This window comes from Rhodococcus sp. NPDC006774 (assembly GCF_040636045.1).
Lineage (GTDB): Bacteria > Actinomycetota > Actinomycetes > Mycobacteriales > Mycobacteriaceae > Rhodococcoides.
Genome location: NZ_JBEYIW010000004.1, coordinates 257,979 through 277,548, shown reverse-complemented (window position 1 = coordinate 277,548; position 19,570 = coordinate 257,979). Strand labels below are relative to the sequence as shown.

The 19,570-nt window shown below is 63.4% G+C and carries 25 protein-coding genes; 15 read left to right on the top strand and 10 right to left on the bottom strand.

All coding sequences use genetic code 11. The features are described from left to right. Positions 1-42: 42 nt before the first annotated feature. The 5 genes from ABZ677_RS08655 to rpmB form a co-directional block, all read right to left on the bottom strand. Entirely contained in the window at positions 43-969 is a 927-nt protein-coding gene (locus ABZ677_RS08655) for an AEC family transporter (RefSeq protein ID WP_037191940.1), read from the bottom strand. Between the two features lie 86 nt (positions 970-1,055). Continuing rightward, a complete protein-coding gene (rpsR, locus tag ABZ677_RS08650; protein ID WP_008719028.1) occupies positions 1,056-1,310 on the bottom strand; it encodes a 30S ribosomal protein S18 in 255 nt (84 codons plus the stop codon). Between the two features lie 14 nt (positions 1,311-1,324). Beyond that, entirely contained in the window at positions 1,325-1,630 is a 306-nt protein-coding gene (gene rpsN, locus ABZ677_RS08645; RefSeq protein ID WP_037191942.1) for a 30S ribosomal protein S14, read from the bottom strand. Positions 1,631-1,632: 2 nt separating this feature from the next. Then, the gene (gene rpmG / locus ABZ677_RS08640; protein ID WP_170944568.1) at positions 1,633-1,803 is read right to left on the bottom strand and encodes a 50S ribosomal protein L33; all 171 of its coding nucleotides are present in this window, start codon (positions 1,801-1,803) and stop codon (positions 1,633-1,635) included. Next, positions 1,800-2,036, bottom strand: coding sequence for a 50S ribosomal protein L28 (gene rpmB, locus ABZ677_RS08635; RefSeq protein ID WP_032404320.1), 237 nt, complete (start codon positions 2,034-2,036; stop codon positions 1,800-1,802). Before rpmB ends, rpmG begins: the two co-directional genes overlap by 4 nt. 138 nt (positions 2,037-2,174) lie before the next feature. On the opposite strand from rpmB, the gene ABZ677_RS08630 reads away from it, so the two are divergent. The 4 genes from ABZ677_RS08630 to ABZ677_RS08615 are packed head-to-tail and all read left to right on the top strand — an operon-like array spanning position 2,175 to position 4,922. After that, complete coding sequence (locus tag ABZ677_RS08630; protein ID WP_358368589.1) at positions 2,175-3,407, top strand: GTP-binding protein; 1,233 nt, start codon at positions 2,175-2,177, stop codon at positions 3,405-3,407. Then, positions 3,404-3,664, top strand: a complete 261-nt coding sequence (locus ABZ677_RS08625) for a type B 50S ribosomal protein L31 (RefSeq protein ID WP_037191944.1) — start codon at positions 3,404-3,406, stop codon at positions 3,662-3,664. The genes ABZ677_RS08630 and ABZ677_RS08625 overlap by 4 nt, the downstream gene beginning before the upstream one ends. Before the next feature lie 3 nt (positions 3,665-3,667). Next, positions 3,668-3,835 (top strand): 50S ribosomal protein L32, encoded by a 168-nt coding sequence (gene rpmF, locus ABZ677_RS08620; protein ID WP_032388658.1) that lies wholly within the window; start codon positions 3,668-3,670, stop codon positions 3,833-3,835. A 25-nt stretch (positions 3,836-3,860) separates the two neighbouring features. Next, a complete protein-coding gene (locus ABZ677_RS08615) occupies positions 3,861-4,922 on the top strand; it encodes a VIT1/CCC1 transporter family protein (protein WP_037191946.1) in 1,062 nt (353 codons plus the stop codon). Positions 4,923-5,054: 132 nt separating this feature from the next. On the opposite strand, the gene ABZ677_RS08610 is transcribed toward ABZ677_RS08615, so the two are convergent. Both ABZ677_RS08610 and ABZ677_RS08605 read right to left on the bottom strand, forming a co-directional pair. Then, positions 5,055-6,065, bottom strand: coding sequence for a PIN domain-containing protein (locus ABZ677_RS08610; protein WP_358368361.1), 1,011 nt, complete (start codon positions 6,063-6,065; stop codon positions 5,055-5,057). Positions 6,066-6,079: 14 nt separating this feature from the next. Beyond that, positions 6,080-6,550 carry a helix-turn-helix domain-containing protein gene (locus tag ABZ677_RS08605; RefSeq protein ID WP_358368358.1) on the bottom strand — a complete coding sequence of 157 codons (471 nt, stop codon included), beginning with the start codon at positions 6,548-6,550 and terminating at the stop codon, positions 6,080-6,082. Between the two features lie 183 nt (positions 6,551-6,733). Between ABZ677_RS08605 and ABZ677_RS08600 the strand changes: the two genes are divergently transcribed. Further along, a complete protein-coding gene (locus ABZ677_RS08600) occupies positions 6,734-8,452 on the top strand; it encodes a metallophosphoesterase (RefSeq protein ID WP_358368355.1) in 1,719 nt (572 codons plus the stop codon). 17 nt (positions 8,453-8,469) lie between these two features. Here the strand turns inward: ABZ677_RS08600 and ABZ677_RS08595 are convergent, their stop codons facing one another. Together ABZ677_RS08595 and ABZ677_RS08590 are read right to left on the bottom strand one after the other, a co-directional pair. Beyond that, a complete protein-coding gene (locus tag ABZ677_RS08595) occupies positions 8,470-9,486 on the bottom strand; it encodes a magnesium and cobalt transport protein CorA (protein WP_037192223.1) in 1,017 nt (338 codons plus the stop codon). Positions 9,487-9,598: 112 nt separating this feature from the next. Continuing rightward, positions 9,599-9,970, bottom strand: coding sequence for a PASTA domain-containing protein (locus tag ABZ677_RS08590; RefSeq protein ID WP_170945720.1), 372 nt, complete (start codon positions 9,968-9,970; stop codon positions 9,599-9,601). 31 nt (positions 9,971-10,001) lie between these two features. On the opposite strand from ABZ677_RS08590, the gene ABZ677_RS08585 reads away from it, so the two are divergent. From ABZ677_RS08585 to ABZ677_RS08540, 10 genes are all read left to right on the top strand, one after another. Then, positions 10,002-10,616, top strand: a complete 615-nt coding sequence (locus tag ABZ677_RS08585) for a trimeric intracellular cation channel family protein (RefSeq protein WP_037191954.1) — start codon at positions 10,002-10,004, stop codon at positions 10,614-10,616. Positions 10,617-10,681: 65 nt separating this feature from the next. Next, positions 10,682-11,368, top strand: a complete 687-nt coding sequence (locus ABZ677_RS08580; protein ID WP_032395747.1) for a response regulator transcription factor — start codon at positions 10,682-10,684, stop codon at positions 11,366-11,368. Continuing rightward, on the top strand, positions 11,368-12,819 hold the full coding sequence (locus tag ABZ677_RS08575) for a HAMP domain-containing sensor histidine kinase (RefSeq protein WP_094633116.1): 1,452 nt from the start codon (positions 11,368-11,370) through the stop codon (positions 12,817-12,819). The genes ABZ677_RS08580 and ABZ677_RS08575 overlap by 1 nt, the downstream gene beginning before the upstream one ends. Positions 12,820-12,920: 101 nt before the next feature. Continuing rightward, positions 12,921-14,465, top strand: coding sequence for a trypsin-like peptidase domain-containing protein (locus ABZ677_RS08570; protein ID WP_358368349.1), 1,545 nt, complete (start codon positions 12,921-12,923; stop codon positions 14,463-14,465). A gap of 89 nt (positions 14,466-14,554) precedes the next feature. Next, positions 14,555-15,052, top strand: coding sequence for a MogA/MoaB family molybdenum cofactor biosynthesis protein (locus ABZ677_RS08565; RefSeq protein ID WP_037191958.1), 498 nt, complete (start codon positions 14,555-14,557; stop codon positions 15,050-15,052). 8 nt (positions 15,053-15,060) lie between these two features. After that, positions 15,061-15,264, top strand: coding sequence for a hypothetical protein (locus ABZ677_RS08560; protein WP_358368346.1), 204 nt, complete (start codon positions 15,061-15,063; stop codon positions 15,262-15,264). A gap of 560 nt (positions 15,265-15,824) precedes the next feature. Beyond that, positions 15,825-16,511, top strand: coding sequence for an MspA family porin (locus ABZ677_RS08555; RefSeq protein WP_358368343.1), 687 nt, complete (start codon positions 15,825-15,827; stop codon positions 16,509-16,511). 172 nt (positions 16,512-16,683) lie between these two features. Further along, positions 16,684-17,112: a hypothetical protein gene (locus ABZ677_RS08550; protein ID WP_037192229.1), complete on the top strand. Its 429-nt coding sequence runs from the start codon at positions 16,684-16,686 to the stop codon at positions 17,110-17,112. A 399-nt stretch (positions 17,113-17,511) separates the two neighbouring features. Beyond that, positions 17,512-18,180, top strand: a complete 669-nt coding sequence (locus tag ABZ677_RS08545) for an MspA family porin (RefSeq protein ID WP_037192231.1) — start codon at positions 17,512-17,514, stop codon at positions 18,178-18,180. A 62-nt stretch (positions 18,181-18,242) separates the two neighbouring features. After that, on the top strand, positions 18,243-18,971 hold the full coding sequence (locus ABZ677_RS08540) for an MspA family porin (protein ID WP_358368339.1): 729 nt from the start codon (positions 18,243-18,245) through the stop codon (positions 18,969-18,971). A 99-nt stretch (positions 18,972-19,070) separates the two neighbouring features. On the opposite strand, the gene mscL is transcribed toward ABZ677_RS08540, so the two are convergent. Next, positions 19,071-19,544 carry a large conductance mechanosensitive channel protein MscL gene (gene mscL, locus ABZ677_RS08535; RefSeq protein ID WP_037191966.1) on the bottom strand — a complete coding sequence of 158 codons (474 nt, stop codon included), beginning with the start codon at positions 19,542-19,544 and terminating at the stop codon, positions 19,071-19,073. Between the last annotated feature and the right edge of the window lie 26 nt (positions 19,545-19,570).

Here is a 19,570-nt window from a genome sequence, read left to right as displayed (position 1 = left end):
CCAACGTAGCGCTGGGAGCTGAGGAGAACCTTTGTGTTCGGCTCATGCGAGGAAGACCGTCACGAGCGCTATGACGGGGATCGAGACGAGTGTGGTCACGAAGGCGGTGTCTCGGGCGAGTACCACCCCGCGCTGGTAACGGCTGGCGAAAACGAACACGTTCTGCGCCGTCGGCAGCGCCGAGATCACGACGATGGCGAACAGATCGTGCCCGTCCAGACCGAAGACGAACCGAGCCATCAGGTAGCCGAGCACCGGCTGAAGCGCCATCTTGAACACCGTTGCCAGGGCTACGTCGCGACGCGGACTGATGCCTTTCTGCAGTACCCGGGCACCGTAGAGGGACAGGCCGAAGGCGAGCAATGCGCCGGGGACCGACGCATTTCCGACCAGCTGGAACGGCTGCATCAACGCCTCGGGCAGCTCGAAGCCCGTGATCGAGAGAACGAGCCCTGCCGCTCCGGCCACCACGATCGGATTGCGGAACGGCGTGGTGACGGTCTTGAAGAGAGAGACCTTCTCGATCTCGGTCGACACGTCGAGGATGGTCACCGCGATCGGGGTGTAGATCATGATCTGGAACAGCAGTAGAGGAGCGACGAAGTTCGCGTCGCCGAGTACGAACACGGCGATCGGGATGCCCAGATTGGCGGCATTGACGTACGAACTCGCGAGTGCGCCGATGGTCGCGTCGGGCACGGTTCGTTTCAGCGCGAGCTTGGCGATGACGAAATAGATGGCACCGACGAGCAAGGCGGTGGCACCGGCCACGGCCAGCGTGGGCGAGAGGATGACCGACAGATCCGAGTTGGCCAACGTGACGAACAGCAAGGCAGGCGTCGCGACGAAGAACACGAGCCTGCTCAGTACGAACTGGCCATGATCGCCGAGCACCTTCAGATGGGCGAGCAGGTAACCCAGAGCGATGACGACGAAGATGACGGTGAAGCCCTCGAGGACGCCGGACATCTACGGACTGCTCATCTCTGGATCGGGAACGACAGAGAGGCCACGTAGCCGATGGCTACGTGGCCTCTCTGAACGAAAAGTCTGGATCAGCGGCTGGTGAACGGCAGCAATGCCATTTCACGAGCGTTCTTCACTGCGACAGCGACCTGGCGCTGCTGCTGCGGGGTGAGCCCGGTGACCCGACGGCTGCGGATCTTGCCGCGGTCCGAGATGAACTGACGAAGGAGGTTGATGTCCTTGTAGTCCACCGTGGTCACCTTGGCGGCGTTCAACGGGTTCTTCTTCGGTCGACGACCCGCCTCTGCGCGGACCTTCTTCGACGGTGCTCTCTTGACTGCCATCTCTACCTTTTCCCTTACCAGCTCGACTTGTGGACGCCTGGCAGCTCCCCACGGTGTGCCATCTCGCGCATTTTCACGCGGGACAGCCCGAATTTCCGTAGGTAACCGCGCGGACGTCCATCCGCAGCGTCACGATTGCGCAATCGTACCGGACTCGAATCGCGTGGCAGACGCTGCAGTGCTGCTTGGGCCTGTGCGCGCTCGGAATCGCTGCTCGAGGGCCTACGGATTGTCTCTTTGAGCTCTGCTCGACGCGACGACCACCGGGCGACGACGATCTTGCGCTGCTCGTTCTTCGCGATCTTCGATTTCTTCGCCACGGTTATCGCTCCTCTCGGAAATCGACGTGCTTGCGCACGACCGGGTCGTACTTCTTCATCACCAGTCGGTCGGGATCGTTGCGGCGGTTCTTGCGGGTGACGTAGGTGTATCCGGTGCCGGCCGTCGACTTCAGTTTGACGATCGGACGTACGTCGGTGCTCTTGCCCATCAGATCTTCTCCCCACGTGCGCGGATCTTGGCCACCACGGCGTCGATGCCGTCGCGGTCGATGGTCTTGATGCCCTTGGCCGAGAGCGTGAGAGTGACGCGGCGGCCGAGGCTCGGTGCGTAGTACGTCTTGCGCTGGATGTTGGGATCCCATCTTCGGCTGGTGCGCACGTGGGAGTGCGAGACCGATTTTCCGAATCCGGGGGTGCGGCCGGTGACTTGGCAGTGCGCTGACACGATCACTCCTTTTCTTGCCGTTATGACAATCGTTTTCGACAAAGCGTGTCCACGAATGTAGCGTGCAACCACAAGTAATGACAATCGTTGTCGAAAAGAAGGGTGCCCGTGAACTACTCACCGGACGATCGAACCCCGATGGTCCTCGTCTCCGGCTGGACCGGAGCCATGGATGCGGTCGTGACATCTCTGCTCGCGCCGGGGACCGTCGCGGTTCGCCACGATCTGAGTCGCGTCGCCGAAGGAGTCGTGCGTCGCACGCTCTGTGTGCTGGGCGAGAATCCCCGCGAGACCATCCTGGAACTGGCGCACGGCTGTGTCTCCTGCACGCTCCGCGAAGACCTGCTGCCGCTGCTACGTGCGCTGTCCGCCCGCAGCAACGTCGATCGCATCGTGCTCGCCATGGACCCCGCCCTCGAACCCGAGGCGTTGTGCTGGGCCGTCGAGAACGTCGTCGTGGCCGGCATCGTCGGGCAGATCGACGGCCCGGCCTCTCGTGACGTCCGCATCGAGGCAGTGATCGACTGCCTCGATGCCGCAACCTGGTTGGCCGACGCCACCGGCGACGACGCCATGGCCGACCGCGGCATCGTCGCCAGTGGTGACGACGATCGAACCGTCGCGCAATTGGTGGTCGGGCAGGTCGATTACGCGGACGCGCTCGTCGTCACCGCCGGTCCCGACGTCGACGCGTGGGAGCGGGCAAGGCTCGCGGCGGTGCTGGCGCGTCTGGCGCCGAACGCTCCCGTCGTCTGGGTCTCCCAGGATGCGCTGGTCGACGCCCCAGCGCTTCTCGCGTCCGTGCCGACCGATGCGCGACGCGGTGCGATCACCGACGCACACTCGCCGTTGCTGCGAGGCCAGCCGCCGTTGAGCGTTGACTGCGGAGTCACGCTGGTCGAATTCACCGCAACCCGGCCGTTCCATCCCGAGCGGTTGCACGAGGCGATCGACGTGCTGCTCGACGGAGTCGTCACCGCGCGGGGGCGGGCGTGGGTCGCCACGCAGCCCGACGAAGCGCTGTGGATCGAATCGGCCGGCGGCGGCCTTCGTGTTGCCAGCGCCGGAAAGTGGCTTGCCGCAATGACTCCCGTGCAACAGGAGCGTATCGATACCACCCGACGTGCGATGGCGGCACTGCGATGGGACGAGCAGTTCGGTGATCGAGACACCTCTCTGGTGATCCTCGTCCACGAGGCCGACCCCACCGAGATCGACCGAACACTGCAGTGGGCGTTGGTATCCGACGACGAGATGACCGACCCCGCTCTGTGGTCCACCTGGACCGACCCGTTCGGCCAGTGGCACGAAGACCCCTGCGAGAGCAGCGAATCCCCGTACGCAGAACAAGCACGAGAGGCACAAGAATGAAACCAGGCATCCACCCCGACTACCACCCGGTCGTGTTCCAGGACTCGAGTACCGGCAACAAGTTCCTCACCAGATCCACCGTCACATCCGCGCGCGAGACCGAATGGGACGACGGCAACACCTACCCACTGGTCGTCGTCGACGTCTCGTCCGAATCGCACCCCTTCTGGACCGGAGCCGCCCGCGTGATGGACACCCAGGGACGCGTCGAGAAGTTCGAGAAGCGATACGGCCGCCGAAGCCGAAAGGATTCCTGAACCATGGCTGTTCCGAAGAGAAAGATGTCGCGCTCCAACACTCGGAGCCGTCGTGCGCAATGGAAAGCCGTTGCTCCAGATCTGGTGACCGTGCGTTTCCAGGGTCGCGAGTTCCGAGTGCCACGGAGATTGGTCAAAGCAGTGCAGACCGGGGTGTACGACCCGAGCTGACCGCCGACGGGTCTATCTTCACTTCATGAACGATGGGCCCAGTGCGCGAGATGTGAAGCGGTGGCGGCAGTACCTCGCCGACGAGCGAGCCGAGGCCGCCGTCTATCGCGATCTGGCGGGCCGACGCAGCGGCGAGGAGCGCGAGATTCTGCTCGCCCTCGCCGATGCGGAGGGCCGACACGAGCAGCATTGGCGAAATCTGCTGGGTGACCGCGTCGGGATGCCGCTCAAGGGTGACATCCGCACCCGCATCCTCGGGGTGTTGGCACGTCGCTTCGGTTCGGTGTTCGTACTCGCGTTGGCCCAACGAGCCGAGACCCGCTCGCCGTACGCCACCGACGACGATGCCACCGAAGCGATGACGGCCGATGAACAGATCCACGCCGAGGTCATCAGGGCGCTGGCAGCTCGCGGTCGCAATCGGCTGTCAGGAACGTTCCGGGCCGCGGTGTTCGGTGCCAACGACGGACTGGTGAGCAACCTGGCGCTCGTACTCGGCATCAGCGGCTCCGGAGTGTCCAATCAGATCGTCCTGGTCACCGGACTCGCGGGCCTGCTCGCCGGCGCGCTGTCCATGGGTGCGGGCGAATACGTCTCGGTCCGTTCGCAACGCGAGTTGCTCGAGGCGTCGTCCCCGGACAGCGCGGCAAGCGATGCCGTCCAGCACCTGGACGTCGACGCCAACGAACTGGCGCTGGTGTACCGGGCCCGGGGAATGACACACGAGGAGGCCGACGCCAAAGCGTCGGAAGTGTTGCGGCTGTTGCCCACCGACGACGAGATGGCACCCGACGTGGACGAGCACGAGTCCATCGGAACCGGACTGGGCGCGGCCGGTGCCAGCTTCTGCTTCTTCGCCTCCGGCGCTGTCATCCCGGTGTTGCCCTATCTCTTCGGCCTCGAAGGCTTCGTTGCGCTCATCGTTGCGGCAGTCCTCGTCGGAATCGCCCTGATCTGCACCGGACTGGTGGTGGGACTGCTCAGCGGTGGACCGCCGGTCAAACGTGCTCTGCGACAGCTGGCCATCGGCTACGGCGCGGCCGGGGCGACATATCTACTGGGACTCGCATTCGGTGGGGGAGTCTAGGTTCCGGCTGGTGGGCTAGATTGCACACTATCGGGCCTCATTGCCGGAATCCCGTCCGAACATCGCACTTCCGTGCATTCGGTCCCGTTCCCCTACACCCCGGGCGGTCTGTTTTCGCGTTGCTGACGGACATCATTCTTCGGTGCCGTACAGAACCCTTGCAGCTGAGGGAAAGTAGTTTTCAGACAGTCCCCACACACGCCAGTACCCATCCGGGCACTTCTCGACGGTCAGGACCTGTACCCGGGTGAGCGGCACGGCCCCGAACGCGCGCATTGGGTGGCCGGAATCGGGCATGAATTTGATGTAGGCAATGGAATCAGGCGCGTCTGTGCATGTTTCGACGTACTGCATGATCGACCACCCTTGAAGCGTGTCGGCGATTGCTCGGTAGTCCCCCCAATCTTGTGGATTCGAGCTGAGGCTTTCGAGGACTGCCATGTAGTCGTCGATGTTGAGCAGGGCCTGCCACCACAGAAACGCTGCGCCGAGTGGAGTTGCGGGGGTCGGATTGCCGTCAGGGAAGAACGCCAGCATGGCGTCTTCGCCCGACACTATTTCCAGCGGAAGTGGTGCGTCAGGGTCGATGTGCGCAGCTTCTGCCCGCGCAGCCTCGGCGGCGAACATCGGGACCGTCTTGGCCAAGGAGCTGTAGAACTCGTTGACGGAGAATGTCGGTCGAGTGTAGGCATCCCGTTGCTCGACGAGACAGCGCAGAGTGCGGGCGGGATCGAGATCGAGTTGATCCTGGAGAAAGTCGTCGGGGTGAATGGCTTCGATGTCGTAGCGGCGCAGAGCATCCGGGCGGAAGTCTGTGAGATTCGCGGTGACGATCAGCGCAGCTCCTCCCCGCACGGCTGCTGCCAACACATGGCGATCTTTGGGGTGGTTCGTCATCGTCGGTATCAGATCGCGGTAACCGTCTACCGCGGAAACAGGAAAGTTCTCACGCATCTGGCCGACGCGTCGGCTCGCCTGGGCCGGAGTCTTGGCGAACTTGGCGACGAGGTTGCGTTCGACCTCATTCAGAATGTCGTCGGACCACAGAGGCTCGTACATATCACTCTCAGCCAGGCGGAGGAAGAGGTCACACAACTGGTACGGCAGCAGAACACACGCGTCCAATACGACTCGGAACGACATATCGGTCCGCCCGATCAGCGGGTGGCAGTAAAGCCGTTGACTGATCTGTACGAGTCGTCCTCGGCTGCCTCGGCGACCATTGCATCGAGCCCTCTGCGTCGTGTCTCTGCCAGCATCCGCTGATAGGTGAGAACGTCTTCGAGGAGGATGCGGCGGTGTCGATTGGGCTTGGTGTACGGAATTTTTTCGGTCTCGAGTAGGTGAACGAGCGTGGGGCGGGAGATTCCCAAAAGTTCAGCGGCGTCCTGAGTCGTGAGGACAGTACTGCTGGCAGCGATAGTCACCGCCTGATGATCGATCATGGCGGCCAAGGATTTGCGAAGAACGTCGCGGACGCTGTCCGGGAGGGCATGACGCGTGCCATTCTCATCGTCCGCCAGAACGACATTCTGGCTCGTCTCGAGCAACTCGACCAGCTCGCGGAGCGTGGCCACAGCGTCTGCTCCGGTCGGTGGCATTACGGTCTGCTCGGCAAGGATGGTCATACTTCAGTGTAAATCGAAAATTTCGAAAGTGTAAGTCTCAACGGACCACGTCGAACGGAGTCGTGGCGACGGCCGGCGGGATTGTCCGCGTTCGTCCCGTTGTGCATCGGTGTTCTCGTGCTGTTCACTCAACTGCTTCGCTTGGTTAACGGATAGAGCGGGCGTCACCGCCACGATCGACTGATGACGCTCAATCCCGCAGGCGAGACCGTCGCGACCGGAATCCCGGGCACGCTCGCCGAGAACATGACCATGGCCGAGCAGCATGATTGGCATCGTTCGTTTCTGCGGCGGCACCCGGTCAGTCGTCGAAACTTTCTGGTGGGAGCCGCCGCGACGGCAGCCGCGGTAGGCGTCGGGAATTCGGTGTTCGCGCGCACCGCCTATGCGCAGGACGCTCCGCTGGCGGTGGCCGGTAGGCATATGGGGTTCGGAAACGATCCGGCGACGCAGCTGCGGTTCTCGGCTCAGCTCTCTCGGAACCCCGGGCTGACCGGCGTCTTTCTCGACCACGGCCCCACGCCCGCCCTCGGTGCGACGACGTCGGCCGAGGTACGCAATCTGATCAGTCAGGTACCGCAGACCGACGGCGGGATTCTGTCGGCGGAGCAGTACTACGTGCATGTGCCCGTCGACAATCTGACGCCGAAGTTGCCGCACTACTACCGCTGGCGCACCGCCGACGGCTTCGTGAGCGATATCCGCAGCGCGTCTCCGGCGCTACCGTCCGGCCGCATCGCACCGTTTCGGTTCACGATGATGGGCGATCAGGGTGTCGACGAAACCCCCTCGCAGCCAGCAGGTCTGGTCGCCGGCGACTACGACGACCAGTACTACAAGGCGGACAACGAACCGTCGGTCAAGCATGCGCGCAACATCAATCGGCAGATCGAGGCCTCGCACCCGGACTTCCACATCCTCGCCGGTGATATCGCGTACGCCGACCCGTCCGGTGGCGGTCTGCCGCCGCAGTTCGCCAAGCACGGCCAGACGCCGCCGAAGGGATTCGACAAGTTCAACCCGTACGTCTGGGACGGCTATTTTCAGGCGATCGAAGCCAGCGCATCGACCGCGCCGTGGTTGTTCGCCACCGGCAACCACGACATGGAAGCGCTGTACAGCCCCAACGGATACGGCGGCCACGCGGCGCGTCTCGATCAGCCGAGCAACGGGCCGAAGGGCTGCCCGTCGGCGTATTCGTTCGTGTACGGCAACACGGCCGTTCTGTCGCTCGACGCGAACGACGTGAGCTACGAGATCAAGGCCAATACCGGGTACAGCGGTGGAGCCCAGAACACTTGGGTGGAGCAGACATTGGCGAGGTACCGTGCCGATCCGAACATCGACTTCATCGTCTGCTTCTTCCACCACTGCGCGTACTCGACGACGTCCACCCACGCGAGCGACGGGGGCGTGCGCGACGCCTGGGTTGCGCTGTTCGACCGTTACGAGGTGGATGTGGTGCTCCAGGCCCACAATCACGTCTTCGAGCGCACCGATCCGATCCGTGGCAATCGCGCGACGCGGGTCGCCGGTGACAACGCCACGGTCAGCGGAAAGAGCGACGGCACCGTGTATTACACCGTCGGCGGTGGTGGTCGTCCGCGATACACGTTCCAGGACGGCGAAGGCGTGAGCTACCGCGGCAACGAGTTGCCCGACACGGCAGTTCCCAACAGCTACGTCTGGGCACCGGACGGCACCAAGTCGGCCGAGTCCATCACCTGGTCGAGGGTGCGATTTTTGAACTACTCGTTCGTCAGAGTCGATGTGGTGCCGGGCATTCCGGGCATCACCGCCAGCAGAATGACGATCGGCGCCATCGACGAATACGGCAACGAGTTCGACAGGTTGACCTTCACCCGCGACATCCCGATCGGTCCGAGGTTCGGTTCGTCCTAGTCACTGCGCGGAGCGCACTACAACCATTTCTGGCGCTTGAACACCACGAACAGTGCAGTCGAGCAGATCAACATGGCGATCAGTGCCATCGGATAGCCCAGTTGCCACTTCAGTTCCGGCATGTCGTCGAAGTTCATGCCGTAGATGGCGGCGATCAGGGAGGGTGCGAAAAGAATTGCACCCCATGACGAGATGCGCTTGACCTGTTCGTTCTGCTCGAGGCTGGCCTCGGTCATGTTGCGCATTTCCTCGTTCTGCTGCTGCGCGACGATGGTCGAGTGCACGGTCAACGCATTCTGCAGGTTGGCCCGGAAGGACTCGATGCGGTCGGAGACGCGGATCGCGTGATCGTGCACGTCGCGCAGGTATCGCTGCAATTCCACGTCGACGTTGTACTTGTCCGACCCTCGCTTGAGTGATTCGATCATCTCGACGAGTGGCTTTGCAGCACGGTCGAATTCGGACACTTCACGCAGAAGTGAATAGATACGACGCGAGACCGACGGATCGCCGGTGAACAGCTGATCCTCGATCTCGTCGATGTCGTTCTGCAGTCCGGTCACCACCGGGACGTACTCGTCGACCACTTGATCGAGGATGCCGTAGAGAATCGCCTCGGGACCGAGTTCGATCAGTTCGGGAGATCCTTCTAGGCGCTTTCGCACCATCGCCAGGTCGGGTGATTCGGCATGGCGGATGGTGACGACGAAATCCGGACCGAGAAAGATGTGCAGCTCGCCGAATTCGACCTTTTCGGTCTCGTCGACGTATCGAGCGGGTCGGAGAACGACGAACAACTGCTCGGAATACCGTTCCAGTTTCGGCCGCTGGTGGGCTGCGATGGCATCCTCGACGGCGAGGCGGTGCAGACCGAACTCGTCTGCCACAGCCATGATTTCGGCGACCTCAGGTCGGTACAGCCCGATCCACGCCATTCCGTGCCGCTCACGCATGACCTCGAAGGTGATATCGAGGCTTTCGGGATTGGCAGTACGTTTCCCGTCGACGTAGACGGCATTGTCGATGATCGGCACTTGTTCGTTCACCTCGGTTCTGCGAAATTCTGCTGCGCACCGAGACTATCGCCTGTGACGACAACGCCGACAGCCCAGCCGCCGTCGACGACGACGGGGCCGTGGGGCCGAGCTAGCGAACGGTCCCGGTGATCACGAGAATTGCGGCGTTCTTGTCGACCTCGACGCCCTTCTGGTAATTGGTTCCGATTGCGGTTCCGTCGGTGTCGGATCCCTTGATGTTGACGGTCGTGAATCCCAGATCCTCCAGGGTCTGTTCGGCAGCGGTCGCTGTCATGTCGTACACGTCCGGGATCTTGATCAGGTTGTCGGTGGTCGACGCGTTGGCGACGGCTCCACCGCCCAGCGTGAGTGCGGCGGCAGCTGCGACGGCTGCGATCGACTTCTTGAATCCACTGCGCATGATGTGCTCCTCGGTGTCGTGATCGGTGATGTCTCGAGGTTGCTCGCCGATGCTGTGGCAGCGGTCGGATGTTGCTGTCAAACCCCTGTCAGCCCCGTGACATGCTGTTCCGATGCTTCTCGACGTGCTCGGACTCATCGGTATCGCGGTCTTCGCGGCCTCGGGCGCCTTGGTCGGAGTGCACCGCCGATTGGATCTGTTCGGGGTGTGCGTCGTCGGAATCACGACGGGCATCGGCGGCGGCATCATTCGTGATCTGCTGCTCGGCATCCATCCGCCGACGTCTCTTGACACGTGGCCGAACCTCACCGTCGGCTTTCTCGCCTCGCTGGTCGTGTTCGTTGCGCACCGACAGATGGGCAAGGTGCGACGCGGAGTGCTGGTGCTCGACGCGTTCGGGATGGGACTGTTCGCCTCGACCGGTGCGACGATCGCTCTGGCTTCCGGTGGTAGCGCGTTGGCGGGAGCTCTGATCGGAACGACGACGGCGGTGGCCGGCGGTGTTATTCGGGACGTGCTGGTCAACGAAGTGCCCCTACTGCTGCACCGGGACCTGTATGCCCTCCCCGCGTTGCTCGGTGCGACGGCCGTCGTGTTGGCCGATTCTCTGACGCTGCCGGAGAACGTGGGTCTGGTGGTCGGAACAGTGCTCGCGACGGGGTTGCGTCTGCTCGCGCTGTGGCGGAAATGGAATCTGCCGCTGGCCCGCAATCTGCCGACGCATTAGCCCGGCGCAGGTGGAGTAGGTACCCCTCTCAGACATATCTCAGTCGACCAGGACAAACTGTACGGATGCGGATATTGGTGGTCGACGACGATCGAGCGGTGCGCGAGTCGCTGCGCAGGTCGCTGACGTTCAACGGGTACACCGTGGACCTGGCGGTCGACGGGCTCGACGCGCTCGAGCAGGTGGCTGCGGCACGTCCCGACGCGCTGGTTCTCGACGTGATGATGCCTCGCCTCGACGGCCTCGAAGTGTGTCGTCGATTGCGCAGCGTCGGTGACGACCTACCGATTCTGGTGTTGACGGCACGGGACTCGGTGTCCGAGCGCGTCGCCGGCCTCGATGCCGGTGCCGACGATTATCTGCCCAAGCCGTTCGCGCTCGAGGAGCTGCTGGCTCGCTTGCGCGCGTTGCTTCGTCGTACCGCGATGGAAGCGGGCATCGACTCGGAGACCATGACGTTCGCGGACCTGTCGTTGGACCCGGTCACCCGTGAGGTCTCGCGCGCCGAACGCTCGATCAGCCTCACCCGGACCGAATTCTCGTTGCTCGAGATGCTGATGACCAATCCGCGCCGAGTGCTCACCAGAAGTCGCATCCTCGAGGAGGTCTGGGGTTACGACTTCCCGACGTCGGGCAACGCGCTCGAGGTGTACGTCGGGTACCTGCGGCGCAAGACCGAGGCGGAGGGGGAGTCGCGGCTGATCCACACCGTTCGCGGTGTGGGGTACGTCCTGCGCGAGACGCCCCCGTGATGGTCGCGTCGTTCGGGCGCAAGTCGGCCGACGGTGTCGGCTCCTCGCCGACGGCGATGCGACCACCGATGCCCCTGACCCGGTCGGTGTCGCTGCGGTGGCGGGTGACGTTGCTCGCGGCCTCCGTGGTCGCAATTGCGGTGGCGGTCATGGCCATTGCCGCGTACACGGTGGTCTCGCGAGCACTGTACGGCGATGTGGACACTCAATTGCGTTCTCGTGCCTCGGCTTTGGCCGAGTCCAGTCTGGTGTCCTATGACCCACGCTTCGTGGCCGGAGCCACGCTGTACAGCACCGATGTGAGCGTGGCGCTGATCTATCCGGACATGTCCAGCTACAACCCTCCCGGGCCCAAGGTGCCGATCGGCGATGCCGAACTCGCTGTCGTGAGAGGGGAACAGGAATCGTCGCTGCGCACGCTCGACGATCAGCGGGTGCTCGCACTGCGCACCGAGGACGGCAGCACCCTAGTCGTCGCACAGAGACTGCTGCCGACCGGGGAAGTGCTCGACCGTCTGGCGTGGGTGCTGTTGATCGTCGGTGCCTGCGGAGTGCTACTGGCGGCCGGAGCAGGTATGGCCGTGGGACGCACCGGTTTACGCCCGATCGCCCGACTGACGGCAGCAGCGGAACGGGTGGCACGCACCGATGACCTGACGCCGATCCCGGTGACCGGCGACGACGAATTGGCACGTCTGACCGAGAGTTTCAACACCATGCTCCGCGCACTGGCCGAATCTCGTGGCAGGCAGAGCAGATTGGTCGCCGATGCGGGCCACGAACTTCGGACCCCGTTGACCTCGCTGCGGACCAACATGGAGTTGCTGATCGCGGCGGGACGCCCCGGAGCGCCGTCCATCCCGGACGAGGACATGGCCGAGCTGCGGACCGACGTGGTGGCGCAGATCCAGGAATTGTCCACGCTGGTGGGCGATTTGGTCGATCTCGCGCGAGAGGATGCACCGGAGACGGTGTTCGAGCGAGTCGACCTGGCCGACGCAGTCGAACGCAGTCTCGAGCGAGCACGCCGCCGTCGCAACGAAATCGACTTCGATGCGACGCTGATGCCGTGGTTCGTCTACGGCGATCAAGCGGGACTATCGCGGGCCGTGCTGAATGTGCTCGACAACGCGGCCAAATGGAGTCCGAGCGGTGGTGAGGTTCGAATCGCGATGCGGCAGATCGGCGATGGTCTGCTGGAGCTGACGGTGGACGACGCTGGGCCCGGTATTCCCGAGGAGGATCGCGAGCTGGTGTTCGAGCGCTTCTATCGCTCGACGGCGTCGCGTTCGATGCCCGGATCCGGTCTGGGACTTGCCATCGTGCGACAGGTGGTCGTCAAGCACGGCGGGACCATCGGGGTCGAGGTGTCCGAGCGGGGCGGCGCGCTGATACGAATCGTGTTGCCCGGCGAAGGTGCTCCCGATCCCGGGACACTCTCGGCAAACTGATAGCCGGATCTCAGCGCTCTCTCAGTACCGCCCTGCACAGTGAGTAGCAAGAAGGCGGGCGGACCTCTACGACGAGGTCTCTACTGAAGGAAGCAGCAACGATGAGCGACGACCGTAACGAATCCGAACAGACCGGACAGGGTGCCGGCGGCGAGCAGCATCCGTCGGACCGGGCTTCGCGCGGCGACGAACAGAACTACTCGGCCCAGCAGCATCCGCCTCAGCAGGATTCCACTCACCAGCACCCGACGCAGCAGTTCCCGTCCCAGCAGACTCCACCCCACAACGCAGGGGCGCAGCCGCCGCAGCAGGGGTACCCGCAGCAGTACGCCGGCTACGGGCAGGGGCCGTATCAGCCCGGCTACGGGTCGTACGGTCAGCAGGGCGACCCGCAGACCGCCCAGCACACCCACGCCCAGCCGCAACACGTTGCGCCGCAATCGAACTCTGCTCCGGGTGCGGTCAAGACCCGCCCGGGTCGTTCGGCGCTGGTGGCCGGTGCCATCGCACTCGTTCTGGTCGGTGGCGGAATCGGCGGCGCAGTCGGTGCCATCGCCACCAACAACGCCAACGGCAACGGTGGGGGAGTCACCAACTCGTTGAACTCCACGGTCACCGCTGCTCAGCCTGCCGCCAACTTCCCCGACGGCTCGGTTCAGGCGGTGGCGAACAAGGTGCTGCCGAGCGTCGTGCAGATTCAGGTGAAGGGTTTGCAGGAGGAAGGTGAGGGCTCGGGCGTCATTCTCAGCAGCGACGGCTTGATCCTCACCAACAATCACGTCGCGACGGGCGCGGGTGCCAACGGCAAACTCACCGTCGCATTCGCCGACGGCTCGGTCGCCGACGCGACGATCGTCGGTGCCGACTCGGTCTCGGACATGGCCGTCATCAAGGCCGAGGGCAAGACGAACCTCACGCCGATCGAACTCGGATCGTCGTCGAACCTCGAAGTGGGTCAGCAGGTTGTCGCGATCGGCTCCCCGCTCGGCCTGGCGGGCACCGTCACCACCGGCATCGTGTCCTCGCTCAACCGGCCGGTCTCCACGTCGGGTGAGTCCGGCAATCAGAACTCGGTGATCGACGCCATCCAGACCGACGCTGCGATCAACCCGGGCAACTCCGGAGGTGCGCTCGTCAACACCGACGGACAGCTGATCGGAATCAACACCGCGATCGCCACCCTCGGCGGCAGCGAGGGATCCGGAGCCCAGAGCGGATCGATCGGGCTCGGGTTCGCCATCCCGGTGGATCAGGCGAAACGCATCGCCGACGAGCTGACGACCACCGGCAAGGCCACCCAGGCCATGATCGGGGTGCAGGTGCCGTCGCAGGACGACGCCAACGGCGCAACCGTCGTCGAGGTCACCGAGGGAGGCCCGGCGGCATCGGCAGGCATCCCCAAGGGCGCGGTGATCACCAAGCTCGACGACCGCATCGTCTCGAGCGGCGACGCGTTGATCGCAGCAGTGCGCTCGCACGCTCCGGGTGATTCCGTCACCGTCACCTACACCGACGGCGGCAGCGAGAAGACGGCGACTGTGACGCTCGGTACCGCCGAGCCTGCTGCGGCCCAGCAGCAGACTCAGACGCAACAGCAGGAACAGCAACTGCCGTTCCAGGTCCCGTCGTTCCCGGGCGGTCGCTGATGTTGCGGGAAGCGGGCAGGCACGGGACGGTTGCAACGATTTATGCACAGCGTGAGCCGGGTGGAGGCCTTACTACTACGGTGAGCGGTATGGAACTCGACGCACCACTGGCAGGGCGCGCGTTGGTCGTCATCGTGGACGACCGAACAGCGCACAGTACCGAGAAGGACTCGAAGGGCCCGCTCGTCACGGAACTGCTGACCGAGGCAGGTTTTCTCGTCGATGGCGTCGTCGCCGTGACGGCGGACGAAGTGGACGTGCGGAACGCACTCAACACTGCGGTGATCGGCGGTGTCGATCTGGTGGTCTCCATCGGTGGCACCGGCGTCTCGCCGCGCGACGTCACCCCGGACGTCACCGCGGAGGTGCTCGACCGCGAGATTCCGGGTATCAGCGAGGCTCTGCGATCGTCGGGACTCGCGGCCGGTTCGCTGGACGCAGGTCTGTCCCGTGGGCTGGTCGGGGTGTCCGGAAGCACCCTGGTGGTGAATCTGGCCTCGTCGCGGGCTGCGATTCGCGACGGGATGGCGACGCTGACGCCACTGGCGAGTCAGGTCATCGCGGAGCTGTCCGGATTGGACGCATAGCGATACCGATGAGCAAGACGCCGAACGACGATCGATCGGCCGAAGACGATGCGAGCCGGGCCCGAGCAGAACGGGCCCGGCTCGCTCGCATCTTCGGCGAGGTTCTGCCGGAGACGACCGGAGACGAGCGAGGAGACGGTGCAGGCACCGAATCAAGCGGCCCGTCCTCGGACGAATGGTTGAAGCAACAGCGACCACCTCATTACTTCTGATGTGATCCACGACACATTTACCGGGCCGGAATGACAGGTCTATTAGTTACTCGTTTACCTGCCGTTAGCGAGCTACTCGGCAGTAGACCCACCCGCGACGCCGGAAAGGGGCCGAGTCGAGCGTCGTGCAGAACGGGCGAACCGGTCGATCGGGGCATGCCCGGCGCGGAGTTGTCCCACATCAAGGGCGGTGTACGCGTGTGCGGCATCTGTAACGGTTCGACCCTCGCGGGAGATGCTGTGACGCGGGTTATCGCTAACATCGATGTGAAACTTGTTCACGCGGCGGAAACACATCACGCCGCGGCAACATTCCGGTCGCAAACGTAGGGATTGTCACGATCCGGCATCTCCTCTAATGTTCCCCTCAGCTTCCAAGGGAGGGCGTGGGACCAACCGGTACCGCGCCCTTCATCTCGGAACTGAACAACAGGATGAGGCCGAAACGGTCGCATCCGGCTCGGGCCCGTCTGCACTGATGCAGGCGATCCAGTTCGAGGGTGAAAGCCACAAGCTTCCCTGTGCGACAGCGTGCTGGGACTGAACATGATGAGGAATAAATGACGGAGATCCAGAAGTCGCGGCGTAGCCGGGGACTCAAGTCCATGAGCGCTGCGGTTGTCGCCGGCGCGTCGGTCGTCGGTCTGGTACTCGGTACCGGAACCGCGTCCGCTGCAGTGGACAGCACCAACACGGTCGTCGATGCCAACGGCAACGTCATCACCGTCTCGCTGTCCGATACCTTCATCAACAGCGTCTCGCCGCTCGACGGCAACCCGCTCACCCGTGAGTGGTTCGCCAACGGTGTCGCAGGCTGGACCGTCACCGGTCCCGACGCCGACGACTTCGAGGGCACCGTCGCCATCGGCTACCAGGTCGGCTACCCGATGAGCCTCGGTGGATCGATCACCTTCGGCTACACCACCCCGAACTTCAGCCTCGGCGCTGAGGTCGACAACGAGGGTGGCGCAAGCATCTCCGGCTCCACCAGCGACCTGCTCCCGTCGGTCGGCTTCGAGGCCGAGATCGCTCCCGGACCCGGCATCGTCGACGCGACCGCTGCCTCGGGCAACGTCCAGGGCACCGAAGGTGACGCCGAAGGCCCCTCCGGCACCATCCAGATCGCCAACGCTCACGGCACCGCTACCGGCATCCTCGGTAACGTCCGCGTCCGTCCGTACGTCTCCGTCACCAGCTCCACCGGTGATGTTGCTGTCACGTACGGCACCCCGTGGACCTTCAACTGATCTCGATCGGTTGATCAACAGCAGCACCTTCGGCTGACCTAGCCGAAATCGATTGGGCCCGCCCGGGTATCCCGGGCGGGCCTGATTGCTGTGTACCAGCAGAACCGAACGAATCGACACCGCAGGACAGTGCTTCGGTACTGCCTGCGAGAAGGGGTCCGGGGGACCGACAATGAAAACGAAAGCTCTCTCCGCCGCAGCCTGCGCGGCATTTCTACTTCTGGCCGGCTGCAGTAGCGAATCCTCGGATGCAGCATCGGGGGAGAATGCCGATACCTGCACGGCCTTTGCGACGTCGCACAATGCCTTTGTCGCCACAGTCGAAGCCGTTCCCACCGATCAAGCCGGTGTCGAGAAGTGGACCGCGGACAAGGCCGCGTCGCTGAGTGAATTCACCACTCAGTCGGAGCAGGCGACAGGCGAGGTCAAGAATGCTCTGACGACCCTGGTGGCCGATCTGCCCAGCGATTCGCTCGAGCTGTCCGAGCCGGACAGTGAATCCGGCCAGAAATTCGTCGACAATTCGAATGCCGTTGCCTCGGCGTGTGAAGCGGATGGCACCGCCGTCACGCTCGACGAGTTTCCGCTGTTGAAGTTCTAGTTCGAGGAAAATAGTCGACGATGCCCTGCAATCCACGGATTGCAGGGCATCGTCGTGTCGGTCGAATGAATGGCGTGTGGAAAAGATCGTCGGATTATGCCGACGTCGATACTCGATTCGTTTTGTTGCATGCATTGTGCATTTCGGGTGTCTTTTTCCTTGCTTTGTGTCAGCACAATTCGAGCGATCGCTCCGAATACGGACGCCAGGTTGCGAGCACAGGCGCTGTTTGGGTAGCGCAAGCAGGGAATGTATCTGTGAGCTGCCGAAACATGCATCGGTATTGCGTCCGTTGTGGATGCTTCGTGCCGATTTGTACAGTATTCTTCTGCGAGAAAAGATGTCTCCCGATCGGTCCGGCCGTCGGACGGGGCATCGGCCGGTCATATGAGGGGAATCATGAACAATATTCGTCACTCCGTGCTGCGCAAGGTAAGTCGAATCGCAGCAGTGAGCGCGGCGTCGGCCGTTGCCATCGGAATGCTCTCGGTCGGCGCAGCCAACGCCGATACGTTCGTTCCATTGCCGAACGGTGAGAAGGTTGCGGGGCCGTACAAGATCTCGCACGTCGACGAATCGGCTGTCATCTCGCCCGCGATCGCGAACAATCCTCTCAACCGAAACGGCTGGGTCACCGGCACCGCTACCGCCGACGTTCCCGAGGGCGTGACCGGAACCCTGAAGACCGGCTACCTCGTCGGTTGCCAGCTCGACATGGACGATCTGAGCCTGGACATGAACGCGGGCTTCGGCATCGAAGGCGGCAACACCAACATCATCACGCTGTTCCCCATCCCGTTCAAGATCGGCGGAGAAGGCGAGACCACCAACAAGTTCGAGGGCGGCGTCGGAGTCAACGTCCCCATCAAGGACAAGGAAGTGGCGCAGGTCGAGCTCGGCAGCAAGGACGTCAAGGGCCCGTTCACCGCAATTCAGTACCAGGACGTCGGGATCTCCGTCGAGAACTGCGGCGGCTACGCGCAGGCTCGCTCGTACACCACACTCGAACTCACCGGCAACTACCGCTACAAGGGCACGCTCTACGGCCAGCCGTTCAGCCTCGGCTGAACATCCCACCACTTCACTCACCCTCGCCTAGAGCGCGTTTCACTTTCCCAAAAGGGGTAGCTATGCAGAACACCACCACCATGCGGCGTGGATTCCAGATCGCTGCAGCCGGAGCCGTCGGCGCCGTCGCCATCGGGTTCCTGTCCGCCGGAGCGGCCAACGCCGACACCTTCGTTCCACTGCAGGACAACGAGATCAGCAAGACGCTGATCGACGGAACCACCGTCACCGTCAAGGGATTCGGCCAGAGCGCGCTGATCTCGCCGTCGATGGGTGCGACGCCCACCCAGCGCAACGTGTGGGTCACCGGTAACTACACCGTCGAGACGTCCAATGCCAGTGGCGGATCCATCGAGCCGGGCTTCCTGGTCGGCTGCCAGGTGGATTTCAGCGCCGCGATCGGCACCGACGGAAACGCGTCCTTCGGTCAAGGAAATACGATCGGCCTCGAGCCCGGAACGCTCGACCTCACCATCGAGAGGACTCAGCCGAACACCTACGACATCGGTGCAGGCGTCGAGCTGAATCTCGCCCCCGGCCAGTTCAACGACGTCAAGCTCGTGGCCGACGAGAAGTCCGCCGAGATCGACGGCGTCACTGTCGCGACCGAGGTATCGAACGACTTCTCGTTCGACGGCAACGGCGGCGGCTACACCTACGCCGACGAGACCCTGAGCGTCGCTGGATGTGCCGGTTACGCAGAGGCCCGTTCGTACGTGAAGGTCACCATCGAGAACGATGCCGTCACGGCGTCCACCACCCTGTGGGGACAGCCGTTCAGCATCGGCTGATGCCAGAGCCGAAATTCGGCACCCCGTAACGAATGAATGCGCCATTCACGCTGTCAGACAGTGTGAATGGCGCATTCATTCGTCGAAGGCCGGCCGGTGTCAGTCCTTGGAATGCTTACCGAGATCCGGGGCTGCGTCCATTGCCTCGCCGCTACCGCCCGTGGTGTCGGCTGCGGTCGAAAGCTTCTGTCCGGCCGCGGTTCCCCCTGCGAGGATGTCGCGAATCTGTACCAGCACGTCGACGTCGCTCAGTTCCTTCTCCGGCTGGCTCACGAAGCGCTTCTTCGCGGTGTTCACCGGGAGAATGAGTACGAAGTAGACGACCGCCGCGATGATGACGAAATTGATGATCGCGGTGATGACTGCGCCGACGTTGACGAACGATTCCGGCGACGACGTGATCTGAAACCCGAATCCATATTCGTTGCTGCCACCGAGGGCAGCGACGAGGGGATTGATGACGTTCGTCGTGAATGCGGTGACGATCGCCGTGAATGCCGCGCCGACGACCACGGCAACTGCGAGGTCCACGACATTGCCGCGCAGTAGAAAGTCCTTGAAGCCCTTCAGCATGAGCCCTTCTCCCAACGTTCGGTTTG